At 61.4% G+C, this 25,192-nt stretch carries 22 protein-coding genes; 13 read left to right on the plus strand and 9 right to left on the minus strand.

From position 1 onward, the window contains the following. Window positions 1–9: 9 nt before the first annotated feature. Window positions 10–1,653: a Na+/H+ antiporter gene (locus FX984_RS24060; protein WP_146475827.1), complete on the minus strand. Its 1,644-nt coding sequence runs from the start codon at window positions 1,651–1,653 to the stop codon at window positions 10–12. A 281-nt stretch (window positions 1,654–1,934) separates the two neighbouring features. Between FX984_RS24060 and FX984_RS24065 the strand changes: the two genes are divergently transcribed. The 4 genes from FX984_RS24065 (at window position 1,935) to FX984_RS24080 (ending at window position 4,990) form a co-directional block, all read left to right on the plus strand. Then, complete coding sequence (locus tag FX984_RS24065) at window positions 1,935–2,243, plus strand: arsenate reductase (RefSeq protein ID WP_231982825.1); 309 nt, start codon at window positions 1,935–1,937, stop codon at window positions 2,241–2,243. Window positions 2,244–2,275: 32 nt separating this feature from the next. Further along, window positions 2,276–3,310: a 2,3,4,5-tetrahydropyridine-2,6-dicarboxylate N-succinyltransferase gene (dapD, locus tag FX984_RS24070; RefSeq protein WP_146475828.1), complete on the plus strand. Its 1,035-nt coding sequence runs from the start codon at window positions 2,276–2,278 to the stop codon at window positions 3,308–3,310. A gap of 64 nt (window positions 3,311–3,374) precedes the next feature. Then, complete coding sequence (locus FX984_RS24075; protein WP_146475829.1) at window positions 3,375–4,580, plus strand: aminotransferase class V-fold PLP-dependent enzyme; 1,206 nt, start codon at window positions 3,375–3,377, stop codon at window positions 4,578–4,580. Further along, window positions 4,577–4,990 carry a SufE family protein gene (locus tag FX984_RS24080; RefSeq protein WP_065938765.1) on the plus strand — a complete coding sequence of 138 codons (414 nt, stop codon included), beginning with the start codon at window positions 4,577–4,579 and terminating at the stop codon, window positions 4,988–4,990. Before FX984_RS24075 ends, FX984_RS24080 begins: the two co-directional genes overlap by 4 nt. A 20-nt stretch (window positions 4,991–5,010) precedes the next feature. On the opposite strand, the gene tcdA is transcribed toward FX984_RS24080, so the two are convergent. After that, a complete protein-coding gene (gene tcdA / locus FX984_RS24085) occupies window positions 5,011–5,820 on the minus strand; it encodes a tRNA cyclic N6-threonylcarbamoyladenosine(37) synthase TcdA (protein WP_027604488.1) in 810 nt (269 codons plus the stop codon). Window positions 5,821–6,038: 218 nt separating this feature from the next. Here tcdA and FX984_RS24090 point away from each other — a divergent pair, with 218 nt between their 5' ends. From FX984_RS24090 to FX984_RS24105, 4 genes are all read left to right on the plus strand, one after another. Further along, window positions 6,039–8,630 (plus strand): glycosyltransferase, encoded by a 2,592-nt coding sequence (locus FX984_RS24090; RefSeq protein WP_141156915.1) that lies wholly within the window; start codon window positions 6,039–6,041, stop codon window positions 8,628–8,630. A gap of 111 nt (window positions 8,631–8,741) precedes the next feature. Continuing rightward, window positions 8,742–9,893 (plus strand): succinyl-diaminopimelate desuccinylase, encoded by a 1,152-nt coding sequence (gene dapE / locus FX984_RS24095; RefSeq protein ID WP_027604490.1) that lies wholly within the window; start codon window positions 8,742–8,744, stop codon window positions 9,891–9,893. Continuing rightward, on the plus strand, window positions 9,893–10,702 hold the full coding sequence (locus tag FX984_RS24100) for a putative RNA methyltransferase (RefSeq protein WP_027604491.1): 810 nt from the start codon (window positions 9,893–9,895) through the stop codon (window positions 10,700–10,702). The genes dapE and FX984_RS24100 overlap by 1 nt, the downstream gene beginning before the upstream one ends. Before the next feature lie 54 nt (window positions 10,703–10,756). Beyond that, window positions 10,757–11,134, plus strand: coding sequence for a hypothetical protein (locus tag FX984_RS24105; protein ID WP_065948851.1), 378 nt, complete (start codon window positions 10,757–10,759; stop codon window positions 11,132–11,134). Window positions 11,135–11,265: 131 nt separating this feature from the next. On the opposite strand, the gene FX984_RS24110 is transcribed toward FX984_RS24105, so the two are convergent. Then, entirely contained in the window at window positions 11,266–11,475 is a 210-nt protein-coding gene (locus FX984_RS24110) for a cold shock domain-containing protein (protein WP_017529713.1), read from the minus strand. Window positions 11,476–11,655: 180 nt separating this feature from the next. Here FX984_RS24110 and plsB point away from each other — a divergent pair, with 180 nt between their 5' ends. From plsB to FX984_RS24125, 3 genes are read left to right on the plus strand one after another with little or no spacing between them, the layout of a single operon-like run. Next, complete coding sequence (gene plsB / locus FX984_RS24115; RefSeq protein ID WP_146475830.1) at window positions 11,656–14,160, plus strand: glycerol-3-phosphate 1-O-acyltransferase PlsB; 2,505 nt, start codon at window positions 11,656–11,658, stop codon at window positions 14,158–14,160. Window positions 14,161–14,211: 51 nt separating this feature from the next. After that, window positions 14,212–14,613: a YbaY family lipoprotein gene (locus FX984_RS24120; RefSeq protein WP_027604494.1), complete on the plus strand. Its 402-nt coding sequence runs from the start codon at window positions 14,212–14,214 to the stop codon at window positions 14,611–14,613. Between the two features lie 22 nt (window positions 14,614–14,635). Then, window positions 14,636–15,325, plus strand: coding sequence for a DUF4197 domain-containing protein (locus tag FX984_RS24125; protein WP_074844233.1), 690 nt, complete (start codon window positions 14,636–14,638; stop codon window positions 15,323–15,325). Between the two features lie 48 nt (window positions 15,326–15,373). On the opposite strand, the gene FX984_RS24130 is transcribed toward FX984_RS24125, so the two are convergent. From FX984_RS24130 to FX984_RS24150, 4 genes are all read right to left on the minus strand, one after another. Then, window positions 15,374–16,738, minus strand: a complete 1,365-nt coding sequence (locus FX984_RS24130; protein ID WP_391564220.1) for a Fic family protein — start codon at window positions 16,736–16,738, stop codon at window positions 15,374–15,376. A 92-nt stretch (window positions 16,739–16,830) separates the two neighbouring features. Next, entirely contained in the window at window positions 16,831–17,424 is a 594-nt protein-coding gene (locus FX984_RS24135) for a LysE family translocator (RefSeq protein ID WP_092356443.1), read from the minus strand. A 611-nt stretch (window positions 17,425–18,035) separates the two neighbouring features. After that, a complete protein-coding gene (locus FX984_RS24145) occupies window positions 18,036–21,098 on the minus strand; it encodes an efflux RND transporter permease subunit (RefSeq protein ID WP_146475835.1) in 3,063 nt (1,020 codons plus the stop codon). A gap of 6 nt (window positions 21,099–21,104) precedes the next feature. Further along, entirely contained in the window at window positions 21,105–22,205 is a 1,101-nt protein-coding gene (locus FX984_RS24150) for an efflux RND transporter periplasmic adaptor subunit (RefSeq protein WP_092356439.1), read from the minus strand. Window positions 22,206–22,298: 93 nt separating this feature from the next. Here FX984_RS24150 and FX984_RS24155 point away from each other — a divergent pair, with 93 nt between their 5' ends. Next, entirely contained in the window at window positions 22,299–22,952 is a 654-nt protein-coding gene (locus FX984_RS24155) for a TetR/AcrR family transcriptional regulator (protein WP_027604500.1), read from the plus strand. A 44-nt stretch (window positions 22,953–22,996) separates the two neighbouring features. Here FX984_RS24155 and FX984_RS24160 read toward each other — a convergent pair whose 3' ends face one another. Beyond that, a complete protein-coding gene (locus tag FX984_RS24160) occupies window positions 22,997–23,779 on the minus strand; it encodes a class I SAM-dependent methyltransferase (RefSeq protein ID WP_146475837.1) in 783 nt (260 codons plus the stop codon). Window positions 23,780–23,875: 96 nt separating this feature from the next. Here FX984_RS24160 and FX984_RS24165 point away from each other — a divergent pair, with 96 nt between their 5' ends. Next, window positions 23,876–24,496 (plus strand): energy transducer TonB, encoded by a 621-nt coding sequence (locus FX984_RS24165; protein WP_092356433.1) that lies wholly within the window; start codon window positions 23,876–23,878, stop codon window positions 24,494–24,496. Here the strand turns inward: FX984_RS24165 and FX984_RS24170 are convergent. Then, window positions 24,493–25,191: an extensin-like domain-containing protein gene (locus FX984_RS24170; RefSeq protein WP_027604503.1), complete on the minus strand. Its 699-nt coding sequence runs from the start codon at window positions 25,189–25,191 to the stop codon at window positions 24,493–24,495. The genes FX984_RS24165 and FX984_RS24170 overlap by 4 nt on opposite strands. Between the last annotated feature and the right edge of the window lies 1 nt (window position 25,192).

Below are 25,192 nucleotides of genomic sequence, written 5' to 3' on the forward strand. Positions count from 1 at the left end.
GCAACCGGGTCATTTCACCTGGCCCAGATTCGCCTCACTCATATCCAGCTCCGCCAGCACTTCCCTCAAAACGTCATCACCAATTTGGTGATGACGGCTCAAGCTGTACAACTCCAAGCGTTGCGCACGCAGGGCCTTGAGCCGCAGCTTTCGCTCGAGCAGGTCCATCTGCATCGCGAGCGCCTGGGCTTCGGCTGAGTCGTTGAACACCTCCAACTGATGGCGGTATTCCGACATCAACCGTGCCTTTAGCTCCGTAGCCAGCGCCGCCTGGGCGGCGTCGGAGGTTTCCGAGTCTAAGGGCTCTTCCGCCTCCAATGCGTGAATCGCTGCCACGGCGGTTTTTTTCCAGGCCTCGCGCACTTCGTTATGGCGCTTTTCGTCCGGACTTTTTTCAACGCCCCGCAAGAGCAGCGGCAGGGCGATGCAGGCGGCGATCAGTGACAGCAGGATCACACCGGCCGCGATAAAGATCAGCAGGTCGCGCTCGGGGAAATCCTGGCCTGGAACCAGCAGCAATGGCACCGACATTACACCGGCCAGAGTCACCGCACCGCGAACACCGCCCACGGTCAACAGCCAGCAGGAACGCGCAGTGGGCACCAGGGTCAACTCACTTTTCCCACGCAGTCGCCGGAGCAAACCCGACAGGCGCCAGATGCTCTGCACCCAGATAAAACGCAACACCACCAGCACCAGGAAAATCGCAATCACATCCAGGCAGCGATACAACAAGGTGGGCCACAGCGTCGGCTCATGACTGGCCACGGCCTTGATGATGTCCGGCAATTGCAGGCCCAGCAGCAGGAAGATCAGGCCATTGAAGGCAAATTCCAGCAATGACCAGACACTGCGATTGAGCAGGCGCGTGCTGGTCTGGCGAGGCAGCAGGTCGAGCCAGCTCTGCATCATGCCCGCCGCGACCGCCGACAAGATGCCCGAGGCGCCGAGCCGCTCGGCCAACACGTAGGCCGCAAACGGCAGCAGCAACATGAACACCACATGCGTTGCCGGGTCGTCCCAGCCCCGGGCAATCATCCAGGCGCGCAGGCGGCCGACCAGCCAACTCAGCGCCACCCCCACCGCCAGGCCGCCCAAGGCCACCAAGACAAAGGTCAGGCTGGCATCGGCCAACGAGAACACACCGGTCAACGCGGCCGCCAAGGCGAACTTGAAGGTCACCAGGCCCGAGGCGTCATTCATCAACGCTTCGCCCTGGAGCATATGCATCAGCGGCGTCGGCAAGCGGTTCTGGGCAATTGCCGACACGGCCACGGCATCGGTGGGCGACAACACGGCCGCGAGGGCGAAGGCCACCGGCAGCGGGATTGTCGGCAATAGCCAATGAATGAAGTAGCCGGCACCGACCACGGTGAACAGCACCAACCCGACGGCGAGTGTCAGGATCGGCCCACGCAGGCGCCACAATTCGCGCTTGGGCATGCGCCAGCCATCGGAGAACAGCAGCGGTGGCAGGAACAGAAACAGGAACAGCTCCGGGTCCAGCGCCACATGCAGTCCCAGCGTGGGCCAGGCCAGCAAGGCGCCGGCGGCAATCTGCACCAGGGGTAACGGCAGGGGGATGACACGCCCGACCAGACGCGAAACGCTGACCAGCATCAGCAGGATAAGAACGGTGTAGGCGGTTTGCATAACGCGGGTTTCCCGGACGATCGGCTTGCAACGACACACATCAGGCAACAACTGGCCGTTGAAGTGCCATATTACCCGGCTATCTTACCGGCCTATGCTGCGCGCTGGCTTTTGCACAAAAGTCGCACGCTGCTGACGAGCGGCACCCAAAATCTCTGGGCGTGGCATAATCCGTGACCTTTCATTTTCATTGGCACTTGCATCAGTAAAGCAGGGGGGGCAATTCCTTGACCGCTTCAAGCAAAACGTTGCACCTTTTCGGCATCAAAGCCTGCGACACCATGAAAAAGGCGCGCACTTGGCTCGACGAGCACGCGGTGAGCTATGAGTTCCACGACTACAAAACGGCCGGTATCGACCGCGAACACTTGACCCAATGGTGCAACGAGCACGGTTGGCAGGTGGTTTTGAACCGTGCGGGCACCACCTTTCGCAAACTCGAAGACGAACGCAAAGCCGATCTCGATCAGTCGAAAGCCATTGAATTGATGCTCGCACAACCTTCGATGATCAAGCGCCCGGTGCTTGATCTCGGCGACAGAACCCTGATTGGCTTCAAGCCAGATAGTTATTCGGCGGCCCTCAAGTAGGCCAGCCCTTCCATTTTTGTAGAGGTAACAGCATGTCCAATTCCCTGTTCAGCCTGGGCTTCGGCGTCGGCACTCAGAACCGCCAAGGTGCTTGGCTGGAAGTGTTTTACGCACAACCCCTGCTCAACCCGTCGGCTGAAATCGTTGCCGCCATCGCGCCGATCCTCGGCTACAACGAAGGCAACCAGGCGATCACCTTCACCGTCGCCCAGGCCCTGCAACTGGCCGACGCGCTCAAAGGCGTCGACGCTACCCAGGCCGCCCTGCTGAGCCGCCTGGCCGAAAGCCACACGCCGCTGGTCGCCACCTTGCTGGCCGAAGACGCCGCACTGACGTCCACCCCAGAGGCCTACCTCAAGCTGCACCTGCTGTCCCATCGCCTGGTCAAGCCGCATGGCCTGAGCCTCGCTGGTGTGTTCCCGCAACTGCCGAACGTGGCGTGGACCAGCCAGGGCGCGATCGACATCAACGAGTTGGCCGAACGCCAACTGGAAGCCCGCCTGCGTGGCGAGTTGCTGGAAGTGTTCTCGGTGGACAAGTTCCCGAAAATGACCGACTACGTGGTGCCGAGCGGCGTGCGTATCGCGGATGCCGCGCGTATCCGCCTGGGTGCCTACGTGGGCGAAGGCACCACCGTGATGCATGAAGGTTTCGTCAACTTCAACGCCGGCACCGAAGGCCCGGGCATGATCGAAGGCCGTGTATCGGCTGGCGTGTTCGTCGGCAAGGGTTCGGACCTGGGCGGCGGTTGCTCGACCATGGGCACCCTGTCGGGCGGCGGCAACATCGTGATCAAGGTCGGCGAAGGCTGCCTGATCGGCGCCAACGCCGGTATCGGTATCCCATTGGGCGACCGCAACACCGTGGAGTCGGGCCTGTACGTCACCGCCGGCACCAAGGTTGCGCTGCTGGACGAGTCGAACCAACTGGTCAAGGTGGTCAAGGCCCGTGAGCTGGCCGGCCAACCGGACCTGCTGTTCCGCCGTAACTCCGAGACCGGTGCCGTGGAGTGCAAAACCCACAAATCGGCCATCGAACTGAACGAAGCGCTGCACGCTCACAACTAAGCAGCCACTCGATGCCACTGGCGGGCCCCGACCCTGGGGCCCGCTTATACGAGTCTTGAACACCATGCTTGTGCCCTCCCCCTGGCGCGCCGACTTTCCGGCCATCGCCACCCTGCAACGGCAAGACCAGACTTATCTGGACAACGCCGCGACGACGCAAAAACCCCAGGCCCTGCTGGATGCCATCAGCCATTACTACGCCAATGGCGCCGCCAATGTGCACCGCGCCCAGCATTTGCCGGGTGCCCATGCGACCCAGGCCTTCGAGGACAGTCGCAGCAAGGTCGCGCAGTGGTTGAATGCAGGTGACAGCGGGCAAATCGTGTTCACCCACGGCGCGACGTCAGCGCTGAACCTCCTGGCTTATGGCCTTGAGCACTTATTCAATGCGGGCGATGAGATTGTCATCAGCGCCCTGGAACACCACGCCAACCTGTTGCCGTGGCAGCAACTGGCCAAGCGTCGCGCGCTCACCCTGGTGGTATTGCCACTCGGCGATGACGGCGTGATCGACCTGCAAGCCGCCACCGAGTCGATCGGCCCGCGTACACGCCTGCTGGCGGTGAGCCAACTGTCCAACGTCCTTGGCACCTGGCAGCCGCTGCCGGCCTTGCTGGCGTTGGCCCAGGCCCACGGCGCCCTGACCGTGGTCGATGGCGCCCAAGGCATCGTCCACGGCCGCCACGACGTGCAGGCCCTGGGCTGCGACTTCTATGTGTTTTCCAGCCACAAGCTGTACGGTCCGGACGGCGTCGGCGTGCTCTATGGCCGCAACGAGGCCCTGCATCACCTGCGCCATTGGCAATTTGGTGGCGAGATGGTGCAACAGGCTGAGTACCAAAGCGCGAGCTTTCGCCCGGCACCGCTGGGCTTCGAGGCCGGCACCCCGCCGATCGCCGGTGTGATCGGCCTGGGCGCGTCCCTTGACTACCTGAGTTCGCTGGATCAGCACGCGGTGCTCGCCCATGAAGCGGCCCTGCATGACTACCTGTTGCGCGGGCTGAACGCGCGCAATGGCGTCCGTGTGCTGGGCTCGCCGCAAGCAGCGCTGGTCAGTTTTGTGGTCGAGGGCGTGCACAACGCCGACCTCGCGCACCTGCTGACCGAGCAAGGCATTGCCGTACGCGCCGGCCATCACTGCGCGATGCCGCTGCTCAAGGCGATGCACTTGTCGGGGGCGATCCGTGTCTCCCTGGCGCTGTATAACGACTCCGATGACCTGGAACGCTTCTTTGAAGCGCTGGACCGGGCGCTGGATATGCTGCGATGAGCCTGCCGGTAGATGCGGTAGCTGCGCTGGAGGCCTTCCAGTCAGTCGGCAGTTGGGAACAGCGGGCACGCATGCTGATGCAGTGGGGTGAACGCCTGCCCGTATTGGCGGACGAGGAGAAGGTCGATGCCAACCTGGTGCAGGGCTGTGAGAGCCTGGTGTGGTTGGTGGGGCGCTTGCACGATGGCCACTGGCAGTTCGCCGCGAGCAGCGATGCGCGGATGATTCGTGGCTTGGTGGCATTGCTGCTGGCGCGGGTCAATGGGCTGTCGGCGGACGAGTTGCAGGCGGTCGACTTGCCTGACTGGTTCAATCAGCTGGGGCTTTCCCGTCAACTGTCGCCGTCGCGCAGCAATGGGCTGAATGCAGTCCTGCAGCGCATGCGCGAACTCAGTCATACCCACATTTGAACCGTGTAACGTTCTGAGGCTCAGGCGGGCTTGACCCGCTCCGAAGGCCTGCGCACCCCGGCCACAATCTTGTCCACCGCCTTGGTCGCCGCGACCATGCCGAAGGTCGCCGTCACCATCATCACCGCGCCAAACCCGCCGGCGCAGTCCAGCTTCACCCCATCACCGACAAAACTCTTCTGCAGGCAGATGCTGCCATCCGGCTTGGGGTAGCGCAGTTGCTCGGTGGAAAACACGCACGGCACGCTGTAATGGCGGGTCACGGTGCGGGAAAAACCGTAGTCACGGCGCAAGGTGGAGCGCACTTTCGACGCCAAGGGGTCATTAAAGGTGCGGTTCAGGTCACAGACCTGGATCAGCGTCGGGTCGATCTGCCCACCGGCGCCACCGGTGGTGATGATCTGGATCTTGCGGCGCTTGCACCAGGCGATCAGCGCGGCCTTGGCATTGACGGCGTCGATGCAGTCGATCACGCAATCAATGTTGGGCGTGATGTACTCCGCCATGGTGTCGCGGGTGACGAAATCCGCCACCGCATGCACCGTGCAATCCGGGTTGATCGCGCGCAGGCGCTCGGCCATCACCTCGACCTTGGGCTTGCCCACGGTGCTGTCCAAGGCGTGCAACTGGCGGTTGCTGTTGCTGACGCAGACGTCGTCCAGGTCGAACAGCGAAATCTCGCCCACTCCGCAACGGGCCATGGCTTCCGCCGCCCACGAGCCGACGCCGCCGACGCCGACGATCGCCACATGGGCCGCTTTCAAGCGCTCCAGGCCTTCAATGCCATACAAGCGGGCGACGCCTGCAAACCGCGGATCTTCTGTACTCATGACCATTACCCCAAAAACCGGCGCGCATTATAGGACTACGCAGCGACAAGTTTTAAGCTACAAGCTACAAGTTAAGAACTTAGATGTACTTTCGCTGCCCAATGTCCGGTTTTTCTCGGCTTGCTGTACGGTCAGGGAAAGGCCGGTGTAGGATGCGCGCCGTTCGGTGCAGGCCGACACCTCTTTTCGTTCCACACCCTTTGGAACCCGACATAACCATGGCATCGCGTAAATTTGGACTCAACCTGGTGATAGTGCTGGCAATTGCCGCGCTGTTCACCGGCTTCTGGGCGCTGATCAACCGCCCGGTCACTGCTCCCAACTGGCCCGAGCAGATCTCCGGTTTTTCCTACTCGCCGTTCCAGCAAGGCCAGTACCCGCAGAAAGACCAGTACCCCACCGACGAGCAGATGCGTCGCGATCTGGAGATCATGAGCAAGCTGACGGATAACATCCGCACCTACTCGGTCGACGGCACGCTGGGGGACATTCCCAAGCTGGCCGAAGAGTTCGGCCTGCGCGTAACCCTGGGGATCTGGATCAGCCCGGACCTGGAGCGTAACGAGCGCGAAGTCCAGCGCGCCATCGAGATCGCCAACAGCTCGCGCAGTGTCGTGCGGGTTGTGGTCGGTAACGAGGCGCTGTTCCGTGAAGAGATCACCCCTGAAGCGCTGATTGTGCTGCTGGACCGAGTGCGCGCCGCCGTGAAAGTCCCGGTGACGACCTCCGAGCAATGGCATATCTGGGAAAAGAACCCGCAACTGGCCAAGCACGTCGACCTGATCGCCGCGCACATCCTGCCGTTCTGGGAATACATCCCGATGGACAAGGCCGGCCAGTACGTACTCGACCGCGCCAGGGACCTGAAGAAACTGTTCCCGAAAAAGCCGCTGCTGTTGTCGGAAGTGGGCTGGCCAAGTAACGGCCGTATGCGCGGCGGGAATGAAACGTCCCCCGCAGACCAGGCCATTTACCTGCGTACGCTGGTGAACAAGCTGAACCGCCAGGGCTACAACTACTTCGTGATCGAGGCCTTCGACCAGCCGTGGAAGGTCAGCGACGAAGGCTCGGCCGGCGCGTATTGGGGCGTCTACAACGCCGCGCGCCAGCAGAAATTCAACTTCGAAGGGCCGGTGGTGGCAATCCCGCAGTGGCGCGTCCTGGCGATCGGCTCGGTGGTGCTCGCCTTGCTGTCCCTGACCCTGCTGATGATCGACGGCTCATCCCTGCGCCAGCGTGGCCGCACCTTCCTGACCTTTATCGCGTTCCTCTGCGGTTCGGTACTGGTGTGGATCGGCTACGACTACAGCCAGCAATACAGCACCTGGTTCAGCGTGACCGTCGGCATCTTGTTGGCCCTGGGCGCCCTGGGCGTGTTCATTGTGTTGCTGACCGAAGCCCACGAACTGGCGGAAGCGGTATGGACCCACAAGCGCCGGCGTGAATTCCTGCCGGTGGAAGGGGAATCGGACTACCGCCCGAAAGTGTCGATCCATGTGCCGTGCTACAACGAGCCGCCAGAGATGGTCAAACAGACCCTCGACGCCCTGGCCGCCCTCGATTACCCGGACTACGAAGTCCTGATCATCGACAACAACACCAAGGACCCGGCGGTATGGGAACCGGTGCGCGACTACTGCGAAACCCTGGGCCCGCGCTTCAAGTTTTTCCACGTCGCCCCCCTGGCCGGTTTCAAGGGCGGTGCACTGAACTACCTGATCCCGCACACCGCCAAGGATGCCGAAGTGATCGCGGTGATCGACTCGGACTACTGCGTGTCGCCGAACTGGCTCAAGCACATGGTGCCGCACTTCGCCGACCCGAAAATCGCCGTGGTGCAGTCGCCGCAGGACTACCGCGACCAGAACGAAAGCACCTTCAAGAAGCTCTGCTACGCCGAATACAAAGGCTTCTTCCATATCGGCATGGTCACCCGTAACGACCGCGACGCGATCATCCAGCACGGCACCATGACCATGACCCGTCGCTCGGTGCTCGAGGAACTGGGCTGGGCCGACTGGTGCATCTGCGAAGACGCCGAACTGGGCCTGCGGGTATTCGAGAAAGGCCTGTCGGCGGCGTACTACCACGACAGCTACGGCAAGGGCCTGATGCCGGATACCTTTATCGACTTCAAGAAACAGCGTTTCCGCTGGGCCTATGGCGCGATCCAGATCATCAAGCGCCACACCGCCAGCCTGTTGCGTGGCAAGGACACCGAGCTGACCCGTGGCCAGCGCTACCACTTCCTCGCGGGCTGGTTGCCGTGGGTGGCGGACGGCATGAACATCTTCTTCACCGTCGGCGCGCTGTTGTGGTCGGCGGCGATGATCATCGTGCCGACGCGGGTCGACCCGCCGCTGTTGATTTTCGCGATCCCGCCGTTGGCGTTATTCGTGTTCAAGGTGGGCAAGATCATCTTCCTCTACCGCCGCGCGGTAGGTGTGAACCTCAAGGATGCATTCTGCGCCGCCCTGGCTGGCCTGGCGTTGTCCCACACCATCGCCAAGGCGGTGCTGTATGGCTTCTTCACCACCAGCATTCCGTTCTTTCGTACACCGAAAAACGCGGATAACCACGGCTTCTGGGTAGCGATTTCCGAAGCCCGCGAAGAAATGTTCATCATGCTGCTGTTGTGGGGCGCGGCGCTGGGGATCTACCTGGTGCAGGGCCTGCCGAGCAATGACATACGTTTCTGGGTGGTGATGCTGCTGGTGCAATCGCTGCCGTATGTGGCGGCGTTGATCATGGCGTTCCTGTCGTCGCTGCCGAAACCGGCCGTGGCACCTGAGCCTGCACCTGTGGCTTAAAAACTTGCGCAATGCACTAAACGGCGGCCTCTGGCCGCCGTTTTGCTATAAGATAACGGCCGTTTTGTCCGCCCGCCCTGCTCTTCCAGACATGTTTCCCGGAGTTTTCCCATGACGGCCCATGCCGACCTTTCGCCGACCCTTCAACTTGCCATCGACCTGATCCGTCGTCCCTCGGTCACGCCGATCGACGCCGATTGCCAGAAGCTGATGATGCAGCGCCTGGGCGACGCCGGTTTTGCGCTGGAGCCGATGCGCATCGAGGACGTGGACAACTTCTGGGCCACCCATGGCAAGCATGACGGCCCGGTGCTGTGCTTCGCCGGCCACACCGACGTGGTCCCCACCGGTCCGGTGCAAGCCTGGCAGAACGACCCGTTCGACGCCTTGATCGACGAAAACGGCATGCTCTGCGGGCGTGGCGCGGCCGACATGAAGGGCAGCCTGGCCGCCATGCTGGTGGCGGCCGAGCGCTTCGTCAGCGACTACCCGGACCACAAGGGCTCGGTCGCTTTCCTGATCACCAGCGATGAAGAAGGCCCGGCGCACCATGGCACCAAGGCCGTGATCGAACGCCTGGCTGCGCGCAAGGAGCGCCTGGACTGGTGCATCGTCGGCGAACCGTCGAGCACCACCCTGGTAGGTGACGTGGTCAAGAACGGCCGTCGCGGCTCCCTCGGCGCCACCCTGACCGTGCGCGGCGTACAGGGCCATGTGGCCTACCCGCACCTGGCGAAGAACCCGATCCACCTGGCCGCACCGGCCCTGGCCGAACTGGCCGCCGAGCACTGGGACAACGGCAACGCCTTCTTCCCACCGACCAGCTTCCAGATCTCCAACCTCAACTCCGGCACCGGCGCCACCAACGTGATTCCGGGTGACCTGACGGCGGTGTTCAACTTCCGTTTTTCCACCGAATCCACGGTCGAAGGCCTGCAACAGCGCGTTGCGGCGATTCTCGACAAGCATGGCCTGGACTGGCATGTGGAGTGGGCGCTGTCTGGCCTGCCGTTCCTCACCGAGCCGGGCGCGTTGCTCGATGCGGTGTCGGCCAGCATCAAGGCGATCACCGGGCGTGAGACCCAGGCCTCCACCAGTGGCGGCACCTCCGATGGGCGCTTCATTGCGACCCTCGGCACCCAGGTGGTCGAGTTGGGCCCGGTGAACGCGACGATCCACCAGGTCAACGAGCGGATCCTGGCCAGCGACCTCGACGTGCTGACCGAAATCTATTACCAGACCCTGATCAAGTTGCTCGCCTGATGCTGGCCTGCCCCATTTGCAGCGCCCCGCTCAACGCGGTGGACAATGGCGTGGCGTGCCCGGCCGGGCACCGTTTCGACCGCGCGCGCCAGGGTTACCTGAACCTGCTGCCGGTGCAGCACAAGAACAGCCGCGACCCGGGCGACAACCTGGCGATGGTCGAGGCGCGCCGTGACTTTCTCAACGCCGGGCACTACGCCCCGGTGGCCAGGCGCCTGGCCGAGCTGGCCGCCGAACGCGCACCGCAGCGCTGGGTGGACATCGGTTGCGGCGAGGGTTACTACACCGCGCAAATCGCCGCGGCCCTGCCCCATGCCGATGGCTACGCCCTGGACATTTCCAAGGAAGCGGTCAAGCGCGCGTGCAAACGCGACCCGGCGCTGACCTGGTTGATCGCCAGCATGGCCCGCGTGCCGTTGGCCGACGCCAGCTGCCAGTTCCTCGCCAGTGTGTTCAGCCCGTTGGATTGGCAAGAGGCCAAGCGCCTGCTCAGTCCCGGCGGCGGCCTGATGAAGGTCGGCCCGACCAGCGGCCACCTGATGGAACTGCGCGAGCGCCTGTACGACGAAGTGCGCGAGTACACCGACGACAAGCACCTGGCCCTGGTGCCGGACGGCATGAGCCTGGCCCACAGTGAAACCCTGGAATTCAAGTTAAGCCTGGCCGAGCCCCAGGACCGCGCCAACCTGCTGGCCATGACCCCCCACGGCTGGCGCGCCAGTGCCGAACGCCGTGCCGAGGTGATCGAGGCGGCCGAGCCGCTGCTGGTCACGGTATCGATGCGCTACGATTATTTCGTGCTTCAATAACCGACTTTTAACCATCCGCGAATGGATTTTCGAATCCCGCAACGAGGAATATCCATGCGCCAACCCGATATCGAGATTTACCTGAAGGACGCCGACGTCGACTACAAGGCCATCGCCGCCTGGCTGGGCGCTGCCCTGGGCCCTTGCAGCGACTGGGTCCAGCGTGGCCAGACCTACAAGTGCAAGGCCGGCAATGTGCCGGTCACCTGGCTGCCGAAAGCCGTAGGCAAGTGGAACAGCCTGTACCTGGAAAGTGACCAGACGCCGTGGGAAGACGACATTGCCTGCGCCCGCGCTGCGTTTGCTGCGCTGAACGTGGAAGTGCGCTGCGCACCGGGGAGCTGGGTCGAGGAAGAAGGTGAGGAAAGCGCCGACACCTGGATTCGCATCAGCGCGGACGGTGAAGAGCAGATCACCTGGAAAACTGCCTGAGCCTGAATTGCGAACCCAGTCAAATGTGGGAGGGGGCTTGCCCCCGATAGCGGTGTATCAGCCAATGTATTCAGTGACTGACACTCTGCCATCGGGAGCAAGCCCCCTCCCACATGGGTTCAGTGGTGAACTTACAGACCGACCACATCCTCCGCCTGCAACCCCTTCTCGCCGCTTACCACGGCGTATTCCACCTGCTGGCCCTCGGCCAACGAACGGTGGCCGTCGCCGCGAATGGCGCGGTAGTGCACAAACACATCCTTGCCATCTTCACGCTGGATGAAGCCATAGCCCTTGGCGTCGTTGAACCACTTCACATTGCCTGTCTCGCGCGTTGCCATCTGTTCACTCCCACTTGATTGTTATTGTTGAGCCGATCGCGTTGAACTGCCGAGTATAAGACAGGCTCAAAAACGATCAACTCAAGTTTACATCGCTGCTTTTTTGCCGATTTTCGGCGAATACGGCACACTACCCGCCCGAGCGCCTGCTCGGTTTTTCCCACTTGAAGCAGCTCGCCTATGACCCGCTCCCCGTTCCGCCGTCTGGTGTTTGGCACCTTGCGCCGACTGTTGTACCTCTGGGTTCGCTCGGAGACGATCAACCAGTCGTCCCTTACCCTCAACCTGGACCGCAGCCGGCCGGTGTTTTACGTCCTGCAATCGCCCTCCCTCACCGAATTGGCCGTGGTCGATGCCGAGTGCACCAAGGCCGGCCTGCCGCGCCCGGTACTGCCGGTATCGGTAGGCCCGCTGATGGAACCCGCGGCGTTCTTCTACCTCACGCCCGAGCCGGACTGGCTGGGGCGCCAGGACAAGCGCGGCGCGCCGCCGACCCTGACCCGCCTGGTCAACACCCTCAGCGAACACGCCGAAGAGAATGCACAAATCATTCCGGTCAGCGTGTTCTGGGGACAAACCCCTGCGAGCGAGTCCAGCCCGTGGAAACTGCTGTTTGCCGACAGCTGGGCGGTCACCGGGCGTCTACGCCGGTTGTTGAGCATCCTGATCCTGGGGCGCAAGACCCGCGTGCAATTCTCCGCGCCCATCAACCTGCGTGAATTGATCGAGCACAATAAAGGCCACGAACGCACCGTGCGCATGGCCCAACGCATCCTGCGCGTGCACTTTCGTAACCTGAAGACGGCGGTGATCGGCCCCGATTTGTCCCACCGGCGCAATCTGGTGAAAGGCCTGGTCAACATGCCGCTGGTGCGCCAGGCCATCCTTGACGAAGCCGAGCGGGAAAAAATCAGCCCGGAAAAAGCCAAGGCCCTGGCCCTGCGCTACGGCAACGAGATCGCCTCGGACTACACCTACACCGCGATCCGCTTCCTGGAAGTGGTGCTGAGCTGGTTCTGGAACAAAATCTACGACGGCATCAAGGTCAATAACATCGAGGGCGTGCAACAGGTTGCCCAGGGCTACGAGGTGATTTATGTGCCCTGCCACCGCAGCCATATCGACTACCTGCTGCTGTCCTACCTGCTGTTCAAGAACGGCCTGACCCCGCCGCATATCGCCGCCGGCATCAACCTGAACATGCCGGTGATCGGCAGCCTGTTGCGCCGTGGCGGTGCGTTTTTCATGCGCCGCACCTTCAAGGGCAACCCGCTGTACACCTCGGTGTTCAACGAATACCTGCACACCTTGTTCACCAAGGGCTTCCCGGTGGAGTACTTCGTCGAAGGCGGACGCTCGCGCACCGGGCGCATGCTGCAGCCGAAGACCGGGATGCTGGCGATTACGCTGCGCAGTTTCCTGCGCTCCTCGCGCATGCCGATCGTGTTCGTGCCGGTGTATATCGGCTATGAGCGCGTGCTCGAAGGCCGCACCTACCTCGGTGAGCTGCGGGGTGCGAGCAAGAAGAAAGAGTCGATCTTCGATATTTTCAAAGTGGCCGGCGCGCTCAAGCAGCGCTTTGGCCAGGTCGCGGTCAACTTCGGCGAGCCGATCAAGCTGGCCGAGTTCCTCGACGCCGAGCAACCGGACTGGCGCACCCAGGAACTGGGCCCGAACTACAAACCGGCCTGGCTCAACGAAACCACCAATCGCCTCGGCGAACAGGTGGCCCGCCACTTGAACGAAGCCGCCGCCGTGAACCCGGTGAACCTGGTGGCCCTGGCGCTGCTGTCCACCACGCGCCTGGCCCTGGATGAACAGGCCATGGCCCGCCAGTTGGACCTGTACCTGGCGCTGCTGCGCCGCGTGCCTTATTCGCCCCACACCACCTTGCCCGAAGGCGACGGCCTGGCGCTGATCAAGCACGTCAAGGACATGGACCTGCTGTCGGAACAGAGCGATGCCTTGGGCAAGATTCTGTACCTGGACGAGCAGAACGCCGTCCTGATGACCTACTACCGCAACAATGTGCTGCACATCTTCGCCCTGCCGGCGCTGCTGGCCAGCTTCTTCCAGAGCAGCTCGCGGATGAGCCGCGAGCAGATCCTGCGCTATACCCACGCGCTGTACCCGTACCTGCAATCGGAGCTGTTTATCCGCTGGTCGCTGGAAGAGCTGGATACGGTGGTCGATCAATGGCTGGACGCGTTCGTCGAACAGGGCCTGCTGCGCTTCGAAAACAACGTGTACCTGCGCCCCGCACCGAGCTCGCGGCACTTCGTGCTGCTGACCCTGCTGTCCAAGACCATCGCCCAGACCCTGCAACGCTTCTACATGGCGATCTCACTGCTGCTCAACAGCGGCCAGAACAGCATCAGCGCCGAAGAACTGGAAGACCTGTGCACGATCATGGCCCAGCGCCTGTCGATCCTGCATGGCCTCAACGCCCCGGAATTCTTCGACAAGAGCCTTTTCCGACATTTCATCCAGACCTTGCTGGAACAAGATGTGCTGCGCCGCGACGAGGCCGGCAAGTTGAGCTACCACGACCTGCTCGGCGAACTGGCCGAAGGTGCGGCCAAGCGCGTGTTGCCCGCGGAGATTCGCCTGTCGATCCGCCAGGTGGCCTTGCACCGTGTGGATGGCGCAGCCGAAGCGCCGGTGGAAGCGGAAGAAACACGCTAGATTGAACAAGGCGCCAGTTGGATGCTGGCGCCGTTGAAAAGGAGCTGCACCATGAAAAAAATCATTCTCCTGGGCCTCACCGCCCTGCTCGGAGCCTGCCAATCCATGCATCCAGCGCCCAAGGCCAGCCTCGACGGCGAGGTGTTCTACCTGCAACGCATTGCCCTGCCGCCCGCCGCCACCTTGAGCGTGAGCCTGCAGGACGTGTCCCTGGCGGATGCGCCCGCGGTGACGCTGGCCGAGCAGAAAGGCCCGGTCAAAGGCCAGGTGCCGCTGCCGTTTCACCTGACCTACGACCCCGCACAGGTCAAGCCGGGCCACAGTTATTCGGTGAGCGCTCGCATCGAGCTGGACGGCAAGCTACTGTTTATCACCACCGAACGGCACACGGTGCAGCTCAACGGCCAGGATCCACAGCCGCTGCGCGTGCGCGTGAACGCCGTAGCACCCTGAACTCGAACATAAGGAAGCGCCCATGCTCCGCAACTCCCTTCGCCTCACTGCCCTGTGTGCCGGCCTGCTGCTCGGCGCCAATGCCGTGGCCCTGGACCTCAGTAGCCTGTCCCAGGGCGACGCCAGCGGCGGCCTCAAGGACGCCCTGACCCAAGGCGCACAGATCGCCGTGAAACAACTGGGTGTACCCGGTGGTTTCAGCAACAACCCTGAAGTGAAGATCGGCCTGCCGGGCAAGCTGGGCAAAGTCGCCGACAAGCTGAAAATGTTCGGCATGGGTGACCAGGTCACGCAGTTGGAAGACAGCATGAACAAAGCCGCTGAAACCGCCGTGACCCAGGCCCAGCCGATCCTGGTCAACGCGGTGAAGAACATGAGCGTGACCGACGCCAAGGGCATCCTCAGCGGCGGCCAGGACTCCGCCACCCAGTACCTGAACAAAAGCAGCCGCGAAGCCATCCGCGCCAAGTTCCTGCCGATCGTCAAGGCCGCGACCGACAAGGTCGGCGTGGCCCAGCAGTACAACGCCCTCGCAGGCAAGGCCGCCGCATTTGGCGCCGTGGATGCCAAGAGCGCCAACGTCGAAAGCTACGTGACCGAACAGGCGCTGGATGGTTTGTTCAAGATGATTGCGCAGCAGGAAGAGACGATTCGCAAGAACCCGGCGGCTGCGGCCACCAGTCTGGCGAAGAAGGTGTTTGGCGCCTTGTAATAGCTATGATGCCCACGTTTCAGCGAGACGTGGGCATCGGGAAGCCGCTCAATGAGAAGTCTTTAACCAGTTCTTTTGTATTTCTGCTTGGTCTCGCATTGAAAAGAACCATTCGCGGCCAACCTTCTTTTTGACAAATATATTCAAGTCGACAAGACCGTTCAGCACGGCCGATGCCGTATTGTAAGAACAGCCTAGATTTTCCTTCACATTGACGGCGGTGAACTGTTTGGCGGTACCGCTCTTGGCGACCTGAAATACCGTCTTTTGTTTCTCATTCAGTTCCTTATAAAGTCCTGACTCCCACAACCAATGCTCAAACGCCTCGGCCTCTCGGACACTTATCTCGTAAGACTGCTTAAATCCATCAACTGCGCGTTGCACGATGGAGCACTGATAGTCGATGAAGTAAGTCAGATCGAGTTCATCCGTCTCCGTATACAGATAAGACATACCGTATTGAACAGCCGCATTCTTCAGCAAGACACTGATGGAGATATACCTGAATGCCGCGTAATCGCTTTTAAACATGAACCAATAAAACAACGCACGCGCAACACGACCATTGCCATCCCGAAAGGGATGCTCGTAACCCAAGGCAAAGTGCAGAGAAATGCCTTTGATCAGTGGATGCAGGTAGCGGGTGGCCGTAGCATCGTCGTGACAAGTATTGATCCAATCAGCCAACCGCTCCAGCCGAGTGATGATCCCTTCTGCAGGAGGTGGCGAATGCACAACATTGCCATCGCCATCCTGGACAACCACCTCATCGTTTAAACGAAAGCTGCCAGGAGAATATTTATCATCGTCAATGCCCTGAACACCTACTTCGTGCATGTCCGCGATCAACTCCACACTTAGCGGCTCGTTTCTCTTATCCCAAGCGAAACGCATCATTCGGTAATTGCCGATGATCATTTTTTCATCTGGCGTTCTGGGCAGTCGCTCTCGCTTCAACATATCTTTTGCAACGAGCGTCGTGGTTGCCGCGCCCTCCAACTGGCTGCTACTGATGGCCTCATCTTCGATCAGGTCGTTGAGCAAATACTTTATATGAGCAGCCTTCCCGACCTTGCTGCTCATGTACTCAAGTGCGGCAGTCGAGGCATACCTGTCGACCGTGGAGACCACGCGTTGTGCGGTTGGCGTTAATACAAAGTTGCACCAGACCTCAGGCATACCTACGGGCACTATTTGCTGATACAGACGGGAGCGCTCGGACTTTACGATCCCCCAACATATCGCTGGATCCAAGTGCTGAGGAAAACGGTGGCGTAGCTGATCAAAGTGCAAATAGCGGCCCCGACTGTCTGTTGGCTGAGACAGCTTCATATAGTCAGATAGATGCTGAAGATGGGGCTCCTGGCCAATGAGAACAAAAACCCGTTCCGGCACCTTGGGTGGCAGTTTAATCATCAAAATCTCAATTTTTGATTTCTGAGACTTGAGTACAGCAGAAAACCCCACCTATCTCAATAACCACGAAAATTGAGACATGCCTTTCTTCAATGCAATACCGACTCAGCCAATCGCCCCACCGTCAACGTTGCAAAGCCCCCCATGGCCAGCGCCGTCGCACGGTTGATCTTCAAGGGTGTCAGCCAGGCTTTTTGCAGCCCTTCGAAGCGACTGCCGAATACGATCCACGCAGACCCTACCGGTATCACCACCAATGCCAGTGTGGCCATGAACCCGGCATAGCCTTGCCATGCGGCAAAGGTGCCGGCCGGCGCAATGAACGACACGATCAACAGCCCCTTGGGGTTCATCAGTGTCAACCAGAAAAAACTCAACCCACTGAGGCGGTCACGGCCAGGGTCGACGGTGCTGTTTTTGCGTTGCCAGAGCTTGTACGAGACATACAGCAGGTATCCGGCCGCCGCCAATTGCGTGAACTTCGACGCCCAAGGCGAATAGGCCGCCAGGTAGAGCAGTGCAACACCCCATATCGAAACCTGAAGCACGTAAGCCAGGCACTCGACAAATGCCAACCACCAGGACGCACGATAGCCAAACAATACGCCGGCACGAAACAGCAAGGTATTGGTGGGACCGGGGGCGAGCAGTAGCAACATCAGGGCTGGAATGCAGGCGAACATGCAGGTTTTCCTCAAGAGTGACGACCCAAAGTCGTTCCACCCATCGAAACTGACGCGTCAACATGGATGGCCCGGCGACAGTGGCCAACATCAAACCCGCGAAGTCTACTGCAAGTACCCGCAAGATGCCCTCACCGGGAGGGCATGCAGATTCGTTCCAGCGGTTAAACCAGATAACTACAGGAAAGCGCCCACGACAAAAGTCGTCGTTGTTGCCACGCCATAACCAATACTCATGGGCGGCTCGGCCGAACGCATTGAACAAGGGAGTGGCCTCGTGGGACTGGGCTCAGGCCAGCAAGGGCTAGGCGGTTTTGCGTAGCAAGGCCGGGGCGGCGGCGGGCAAGGCCGGGGTGGCGGCTCTTGCGGGCAAGGACCGCTTACCGGGGGTCTTTGAGGCATGCACAGCGCAGCAAAAAAGTTCTTGAGGGGGCAAAGAGACATAAAGTATTCCTTAAGTCCAAAGAGATGAGTCCATTTACCGTTGTCGTCAACAACTGACATCGACAAATCCATACCTGTGATCAGGTAGTCTCTAAGTGGCAGGAATGCAGGAAGCGTTCCCGGCTCCTGCCACCCGTTTCGACACTCAAATATTGGCCCTTACCCCTCTATGCCGCCTTCCGAACCTTGAACCACGCCGCGTAGAGCGCCGGCAAGAACAACAGGGTCAACGCCGTCGCCACGATCAAGCCGCCCATGATCGCCACTGCCATCGGCCCGAAGAACACGCTGCGTGACAGCGGGATCATCGCCAGCACCGCCGCCAGGGCGGTCAGCACAATCGGGCGGAAACGCCGTACGGTGGCTTCGATAATTGCCTGCCACGGCGCCAGGCCGGCCCTGATGTCCTGTTCGATCTGGTCCACCAGGATCACCGAGTTGCGCATGATCATCCCAGACAACGCGATGGTCCCGAGCATGGCCACGAAGCCGAAGGGCTGGCGGAACACCAGCAGGAACAGCGTCACGCCAATCAGGCCCAACGGCGCGGTCAGAAACACCATCGCCGTGCGTGAGAAGCTGCGCAGTTGCAGCATCAGCAAGGTCAGCACCACCACGATAAACAGCGGCACGCCGGCCTTCACCGAGTTCTGCCCGCGGGCGGAGTCTTCGACGGTGCCACCGACTTCCAGCAGGTAGCCATCCGGCAGTTCGGCGCGTACACCTTCAAGGGTTGGCAGGATTTGCTGGACCAACGTAGCCGGCTGTTCCTTGCCGTAGATATCGGCGCGCACCGTCACCGTCGGCAAGCGGTTGCGGTGCCAGATAATGCCCTCTTCAAAGCCGTATTCGAGGGTGGCGATCTGCGACAGGGCCACGCTTTTACCGTTGTCGGTCGGTACCGCCAGGCTGGGCAGCAGCGACAACTCAGTGCGCTCGTGGACGGTGCCGCGCAGGAGAATTTCGATCAACTCGTTGTCCTCCCGGTATTGACTGACGCTGGACCCGGTCAGTGAGCTTTGCAGGAATTTCGACAGGTTGGCGGTACTGACGCCGAGGGCGCGGGCGCGGTCCTGGTCGATATTGAGGTAGACGATCTTGCTCGGCTCTTCCCAGTCCAGGTGCACATTGACCACATGGGTATTTTCGCGAACCTTGGCCGCGACTTTCCGCGCAAGGGCGCGGACTTCCTCGATGTGTTCGCCGGTTACGCGAAACTGCACCGGGTAGCCCACGGGCGGGCCGTTTTCCAGGCGGGTGACACGGGAGCGCAGGTCGGGGAATTGTTCGTTGAGGGTTTCGATCAGCCAGGTGCGCAGGCTCTCGCGGCCCTCGATGGTCTTAGCCAACACCACGAACTGCGCAAAACTGGCCGCTGGCAGTTGCTGGTCCAGGGGCAGGTAGAAACGCGGCGAACCGGTGCCGACGTAGGCCACATAGTTATCAATGCCGGCGTGTTCCTTGAGCAAGGCTTCCAGGCGCTTGACCTGGTCGGCGGTGTTGCTCAGGGAAGCGCCTTCAGCCAATTTCAGGTCGACCATCAGCTCCAGGCGGCCTGAGGCCGGGAAGAACTGTTGCGGCACAAAACGAAACAACCCCACCGAGCCGATAAACAGCAGCAACGTCAGGACAATCACGGTTTTGCGCCGACTCACGCACCACTCCACCAAACGTCTTACACGTTGGTAGAACGGCGTGCCGTAGGGATCCGGGCCATCGGTGCCATGTTTGGCCGCGTGAATCTTCGCCAGGTCCGGCAGGAGTTTTTCCCCCAGGTACGGCACAAACACCACGGCGGCGATCCATGAGGCGAGCAACGCGATCGTCACCACCTGGAAGATCGAGCGCGTGTATTCACCTGTGCTCGACTGCGCGGTGGCAATCGGCAGGAAGCCGGCCGCCGTGATCAGCGTACCGGTGAGCATCGGGAAGGCGGTGCTGGTCCAGGCAAAACTGGCCGCCTTGAGCCGGTCGTAGCCCTGCTCCATTTTGATTGCCATCATTTCCACGGCAATGATCGCATCATCCACCAGCAACCCCAGGGCCAGCACCAACGCACCGAGGGAAATCTTGTGCAGGCCGATGCCGAGGTAATACATCGTGGCAAAGGTCATCGCCAGCACCAGCGGAATCGCCAGGGCTACGACCATGCCAGTGCGTATGCCGAGGGAGAAGAAACTCACCAGCAAGACAATCGCCAATGCCTCGGCCAACACCTGCACGAATTCGCCGACACCGGTTTTCACCGCTGCCGGTTGGTCTGACACCTTGCGCAGCTCCATGCCCGCCGGAAGGTTCTTTTGCAAACGTGCGAACTCGCCTTCGAGGGCCTTGCCCAGCACCAGGATATCGCCACCGTCGCGCATGGCCACGGCCAGTCCGATAGCATCCGCCCCCATGTAACGCATGCGCGGCGCCGGTGGATCGTTGAAGCCGCGGTGAATATCGGCAACATCACCGATGCGGAAGGTTCGATCAGCGACACGAATAGGAAAGTCGCGGATTTCTTCCACCGTCTTGAAGTTGCCCGACACACGCAGTTGCACACGCTCGCTCGGGGTTTCAAAGAAGCCGGCAGTGGACACCGCGTTCTGCTCCTGCAACGCCTGCTGCACAGCGGCCAACGGCAGGCCAAGGGTGGCGAGCTTGAGGTTGGACAGCTCGATCCAGATCTTCTCATCCTGTAGGCCAAGTAACTCGACCTTGCCCACATCCGCCACCCGTTGCAGCTGAATCTGGATGCGGTCGGCGTAGTCCTTGAGCACGGCATAGTCGAAGCCGTCGCCGGTCAGGGCGTAGATATTGCCGAAGGTGGTACCGAACTCGTCGTTGAAAAACGGCCCCTGGATATCCGGCGGCAAGGTCTGCCGGATGTCGCTGATCTTCTTGCGCACCTGGTACCACAACTCAGGAATCTGCACAGAGTGCATGGAGTCGCGCGCAATGAAGGTGACGGTGGACTCACCCGGGCGAGAGAACGAGACAATGCGCTCGTATTCGCCGGTCTCCATCAGTTTTTTCTCGATACGCTCGGTGACCTGGCGCGAGACTTCCTGGGCCGTAGCGCCGGGCCAGTTGGTCTTGATCACCATGGCCTTGAAGGTGAACGGTGGATCTTCGCTTTGCCCCAGCTTGGTGTAGGACAAGGTGCCGACCACAGCCAGCAGGATCATCAGGAACAGTACGATCTGGCGGTTACGCAACGCCCATTCGGAAAGATTGAAAGCCATCGGGGACTACTCCTTGGCCGCCAGGTTCACTATACGGTTGGAGCCATCCACCGCGCGCACTTGCTGGCCCTCGTGGAGCACATGCACGCCTGCTGCGACCACCCAGTCGTTGGGGGTCAAGCCTTCCAGCACCGGTACGGTTTTTTCGCCAAAGGCGCCGATGCGTACCGGCGTGCGCTTGAGGGTGTTGTCCGGCTGTACACGCCAGACGTAGGACGCACCGTTCTCCGCACTCAGGGCAGACAGCGGTACCGACAGCGGAACAACGCCGTCGGCCTGTATGAATACGCGAGCGCTTTGCCCCAGTTCCGCCGGGACTGTGCCGCCGGTGAAGGCAACGCGAGCGGCGAAGGTGCGCGATTTTGGATCAGCCGCAGGCGACAGTTCACGGATGCGCCCGGTGAAACGCTGGCCCGGCTGGCTCCACAATTCCACCGCGACCGGTTGACCGATCTTGAAGCGACCAAACCCTTGTTCGGGCAGGCTGATAAGCACTTCGCGCTCGCCATCGGTGGCCAGGGTGAACACGGTCTGGCCAGCGGAGACCACTTGGCCGACTTCCACCGCGCGCTTGGCCACGACGCCATCCTGGGGGGCGCGCAATACGGCGTAACCGGCCTGGTTACTGGCCACGTCGAACTCGGCCTTGATCTGCTTGAGGCGCGCTTCACCGGAACGGTAAAGGTTTTCGGAATTGTCGTACTGGGAACGGCTGACCATCTGACGGTCCATCAGGGTCTTGTAGCGATCACGCTCAGCGCGCACCAGGCGCAGGTTGGCCTCAGCAGCGGCGACCTGGGCACGGGCGGCCTCCAGTTGCAGGCGCACATCCTGAGGGTCAAGTTCCGCCAGCGCCTGGTTGGTCTTGACCCGCTCGCCCTCCTCCACCAGACGCTTGCTGACTTTGCCACCGATGCGAAAGGCCAGGTCCGGCTCATAGCGCGCGCGTACCTCACCGGGGTAGCTGTCCGTCGACTGCGCCGAGGGTTGCGGCTGCACCACCATGGCCGGGCGGACGGTGGTCTGGACCGCTTCTTCCTGGCCGCAGGCGGCCAACAGGAAGACCAGGCAGACAGGCAACGCAAAGGGCAGGAAAGTGCTGCGCATGCTGAAGGACCTTTCGCAAATGGAGCTAGGAATAATTATACTGGCCGGTATGTTATTAATACCAAACTCGCCAGTCCAGTATTAAAGGTGAAAATGTCCGACAATCGTGTAAGCACCAATAGTCCCGGGCGTCCCAAGGACATGGCAAAACGCCAGGCAATCCTCTCGGCAGCAAAAACCCTGTTCTTGAGCAATGGCTACGCCAGCACCAGCATGGATGCCGTGGCCCTTGAGGCCGGCGTGTCGAAACTGACCGTCTACAGCCACTTCACCGACAAAGAAACCTTGTTCACCGCCGCCGTGGTGGCCAAGTGCGAGGAACAGTTGCCGGTGATGTACTTCGAACTGCCCGAAGGCATGCCGGTGGAAACGGTATTGTTGAATATCGCGCGGGGGTTCCATCGGCTGATCAACAGTGAAGAGTCGGTAAACCTGCATCGCCTGATGATGACCACCGGCAATCAGGACGTGAAACTCTCACAGATCTTCTTCGAAGCCGGGCCCATGCGCATGCTCCAGGGCATGGAGCGCCTGCTCGGCAAGATCGACCAGAGCGGCGCGCTGAGCATCGACAGACCGCTTACGGCAGCCGAGCACTTCTTCTGCCTGCTCAAGGGCACCGCGAACTTCTGCCTGCTGTATGGCTGCGGCGGGCAACTGAGTGAGGAAGCCGCCGAAGCCCATGTGCAGGAGGTGGTGGGGTTGTTTATGCGGGCCTATAGGAGAGATGCGGCTGCAAGTGGTTAGCTGCAAGCAGCAAGTGAAAAGCGCTTTTGCTTGCAGCTTGTGGCTTAAGACTTGAGCGCTTTCTTGGGATAAATGTCATACCGGCTGGACTTGCCATCCAGCGCATGGCTCGGCTTGGGCCCCTCGATGCAGGGCGCCTTGCGCGGGCGCTTGACCACCACACGGTGGCTGGCCAGGGCCAGGGCGGCGGCCAGCAAGGCCGGTGCGTCCGGATCATCCCCCACCAGCGGCCGGAACAGGCGCATTTCTTTCTTCACCAGGGCGGTTTTCTCACGGTGAGGGAACATCGGGTCGAGGTAGATCACCTGGGGCGACTCCCCTTGCCAATGGAGCATCACGTCAATGGAGTTGCCCTTGAGCAGCTTCATGCGCGCCACGATGGGCGCCACGTCGAAATCCTCCGCGCCGCGTGCCAGGCCATCTTCGAGCAGGGCGCCAATCAGCGGTTGGCGCTCGATCAGGCTCATCTCGCAGCCCAGGCTGGCCAGCACGAACGCGTCCTTGCCCAGACCCGCCGTGGCGTCCAGCACACGGGGACGCACGCCTTGGGCAATGCCCACGGCCTTGGCGATCATCTGTCCGCTGCCGCCGCCATACAGCCGACGGTGAGCCGCGCCGCCTTCGACGAAGTCCACCCGCACCGGCCCCGGCGCGTCGGGACCAAGCTGTTGCAGTTGAAGGCCATGCTCACCTACCTGCAGGGAAAAATCCGCCTCCGCAAGCTGTAAAGGCAAGCCGAGCTGTTCAGCCCACTGCTCGGCCCGGGCCTGGAAACCTTCGCCCAAGGCCTCGACCTGGATGCGGCTGGCCGCTGGTTGTTCGCTCATCAATCGCTACGCTCAAAAATATTAAGGATCGGCAAACAACGGCCGATAAAAACAACAGTCAGGTATTTTGCCAGAGCTGAGCGTCGACCGAGAAAAATGTCAGACATTCTCCCCCTAACCATCGGTGTACTGCCGACCCATAACCACTACGGCCTGCGCAATACTCAAGCGCTGGCCGGGGTGAGCCATGTGTGGCAGGACTTCTTCGCCCGGGCGCTGGCCGAGCAGCTCGGTGAAACGCCGGACGCGCTCGCCGCCAAGGCGCCGGCACCGGCGGACCCGGCGGTAGAGCCCAGCGCCGGTGCCGACCTGTTGTCGCAGATCCTCACCCAGCGTGAGTGCGACGTCAAAGACACCGAGATTGCGCCACCTGAGCCACTGTTCCTGCCCATCGCCGAATTCGAAACCGAATTGCTGCCACCGGCCGCCGAGCCGTTCCCACAGGATGAAATCGTCGCGCAGCAGCGCCAGCAGAATTTCGAAAGCGCTTGGGTTCGCCCCATCGTCCTGACGGCCGGCCAGCCACTGCCTGAGCCCGGCCCGGCGCCGGAACCACGCCCTCTGCACTTGCCGATTGCCGAGTTCGAACTGGACCTGTTGCCACCACCGGCCACGCCTTACCCGACCGAAGAATTGCTGGCGCAACAGAAGGCGCTGGACTTCGACTACCACTGGGCACGCCCGCTGATCACCCACAACCTGCGCCTGGCGGCCTAGCGACAGACCCACCAACGCCCCATGTCCAGATGGAAATGGTTGCGGTGCGCGGCGTTGTAGTCCGGGCTCAACACCACATTGAAGTCATCACAGGCGCCATCGCGCACCTGGCGCAGGAACCGCGCGCTGTCGCCCTCCCCGGACCAATCCTTGAGCACGCTGATACTGCGCCCATCCGCCAGGCGAAACCCGGCGATATCCAAGGCATTGGCCGACGCATGCTGGCTGAGCCGCCCTTCGGCACGGTTATACATGTTGCGACAGGCAAAGCTGCCCAGGTGATCGACCCGCGTCACCGCCTGGCCGAACACCGCCTGGGCCGCCGGCTGCAGGCTGTGACGCTCGAACAGGGCGAACGCCACGGCCAACGGGCAACTGGCGAGAAAGCTGCTGCTCAATGCCACGTCTGCCCCCTGCACGCGCAAGGTATTGCGCAGCGGACAGGCAGCGTCGGCGGGCGTGTCAGCCTGATGGCTGACACGCAAACCAGAGGTTTTCAGCACTTGGTCGCACAGCACAGGGTCATCCTGCAGGCGCCCCAGCTTGTAGCGAGTCAACAGGTTAGGGCTGGACCTCACGTCCAGCGGCGACCAGGGGTTCCATTCTGCCGGCAACGGCAGCCAGCCACGCCATACACCCACGGCAAATGCGCCGCCGAGCACCAGCAGAGCACCCAGCAGTTTGAAAAAACGCACG

Origin of the sequence: Pseudomonas marginalis (genome assembly GCF_008692035.1) — a bacterium.
GTDB lineage: Bacteria > Pseudomonadota > Gammaproteobacteria > Pseudomonadales > Pseudomonadaceae > Aquipseudomonas > Aquipseudomonas marginalis.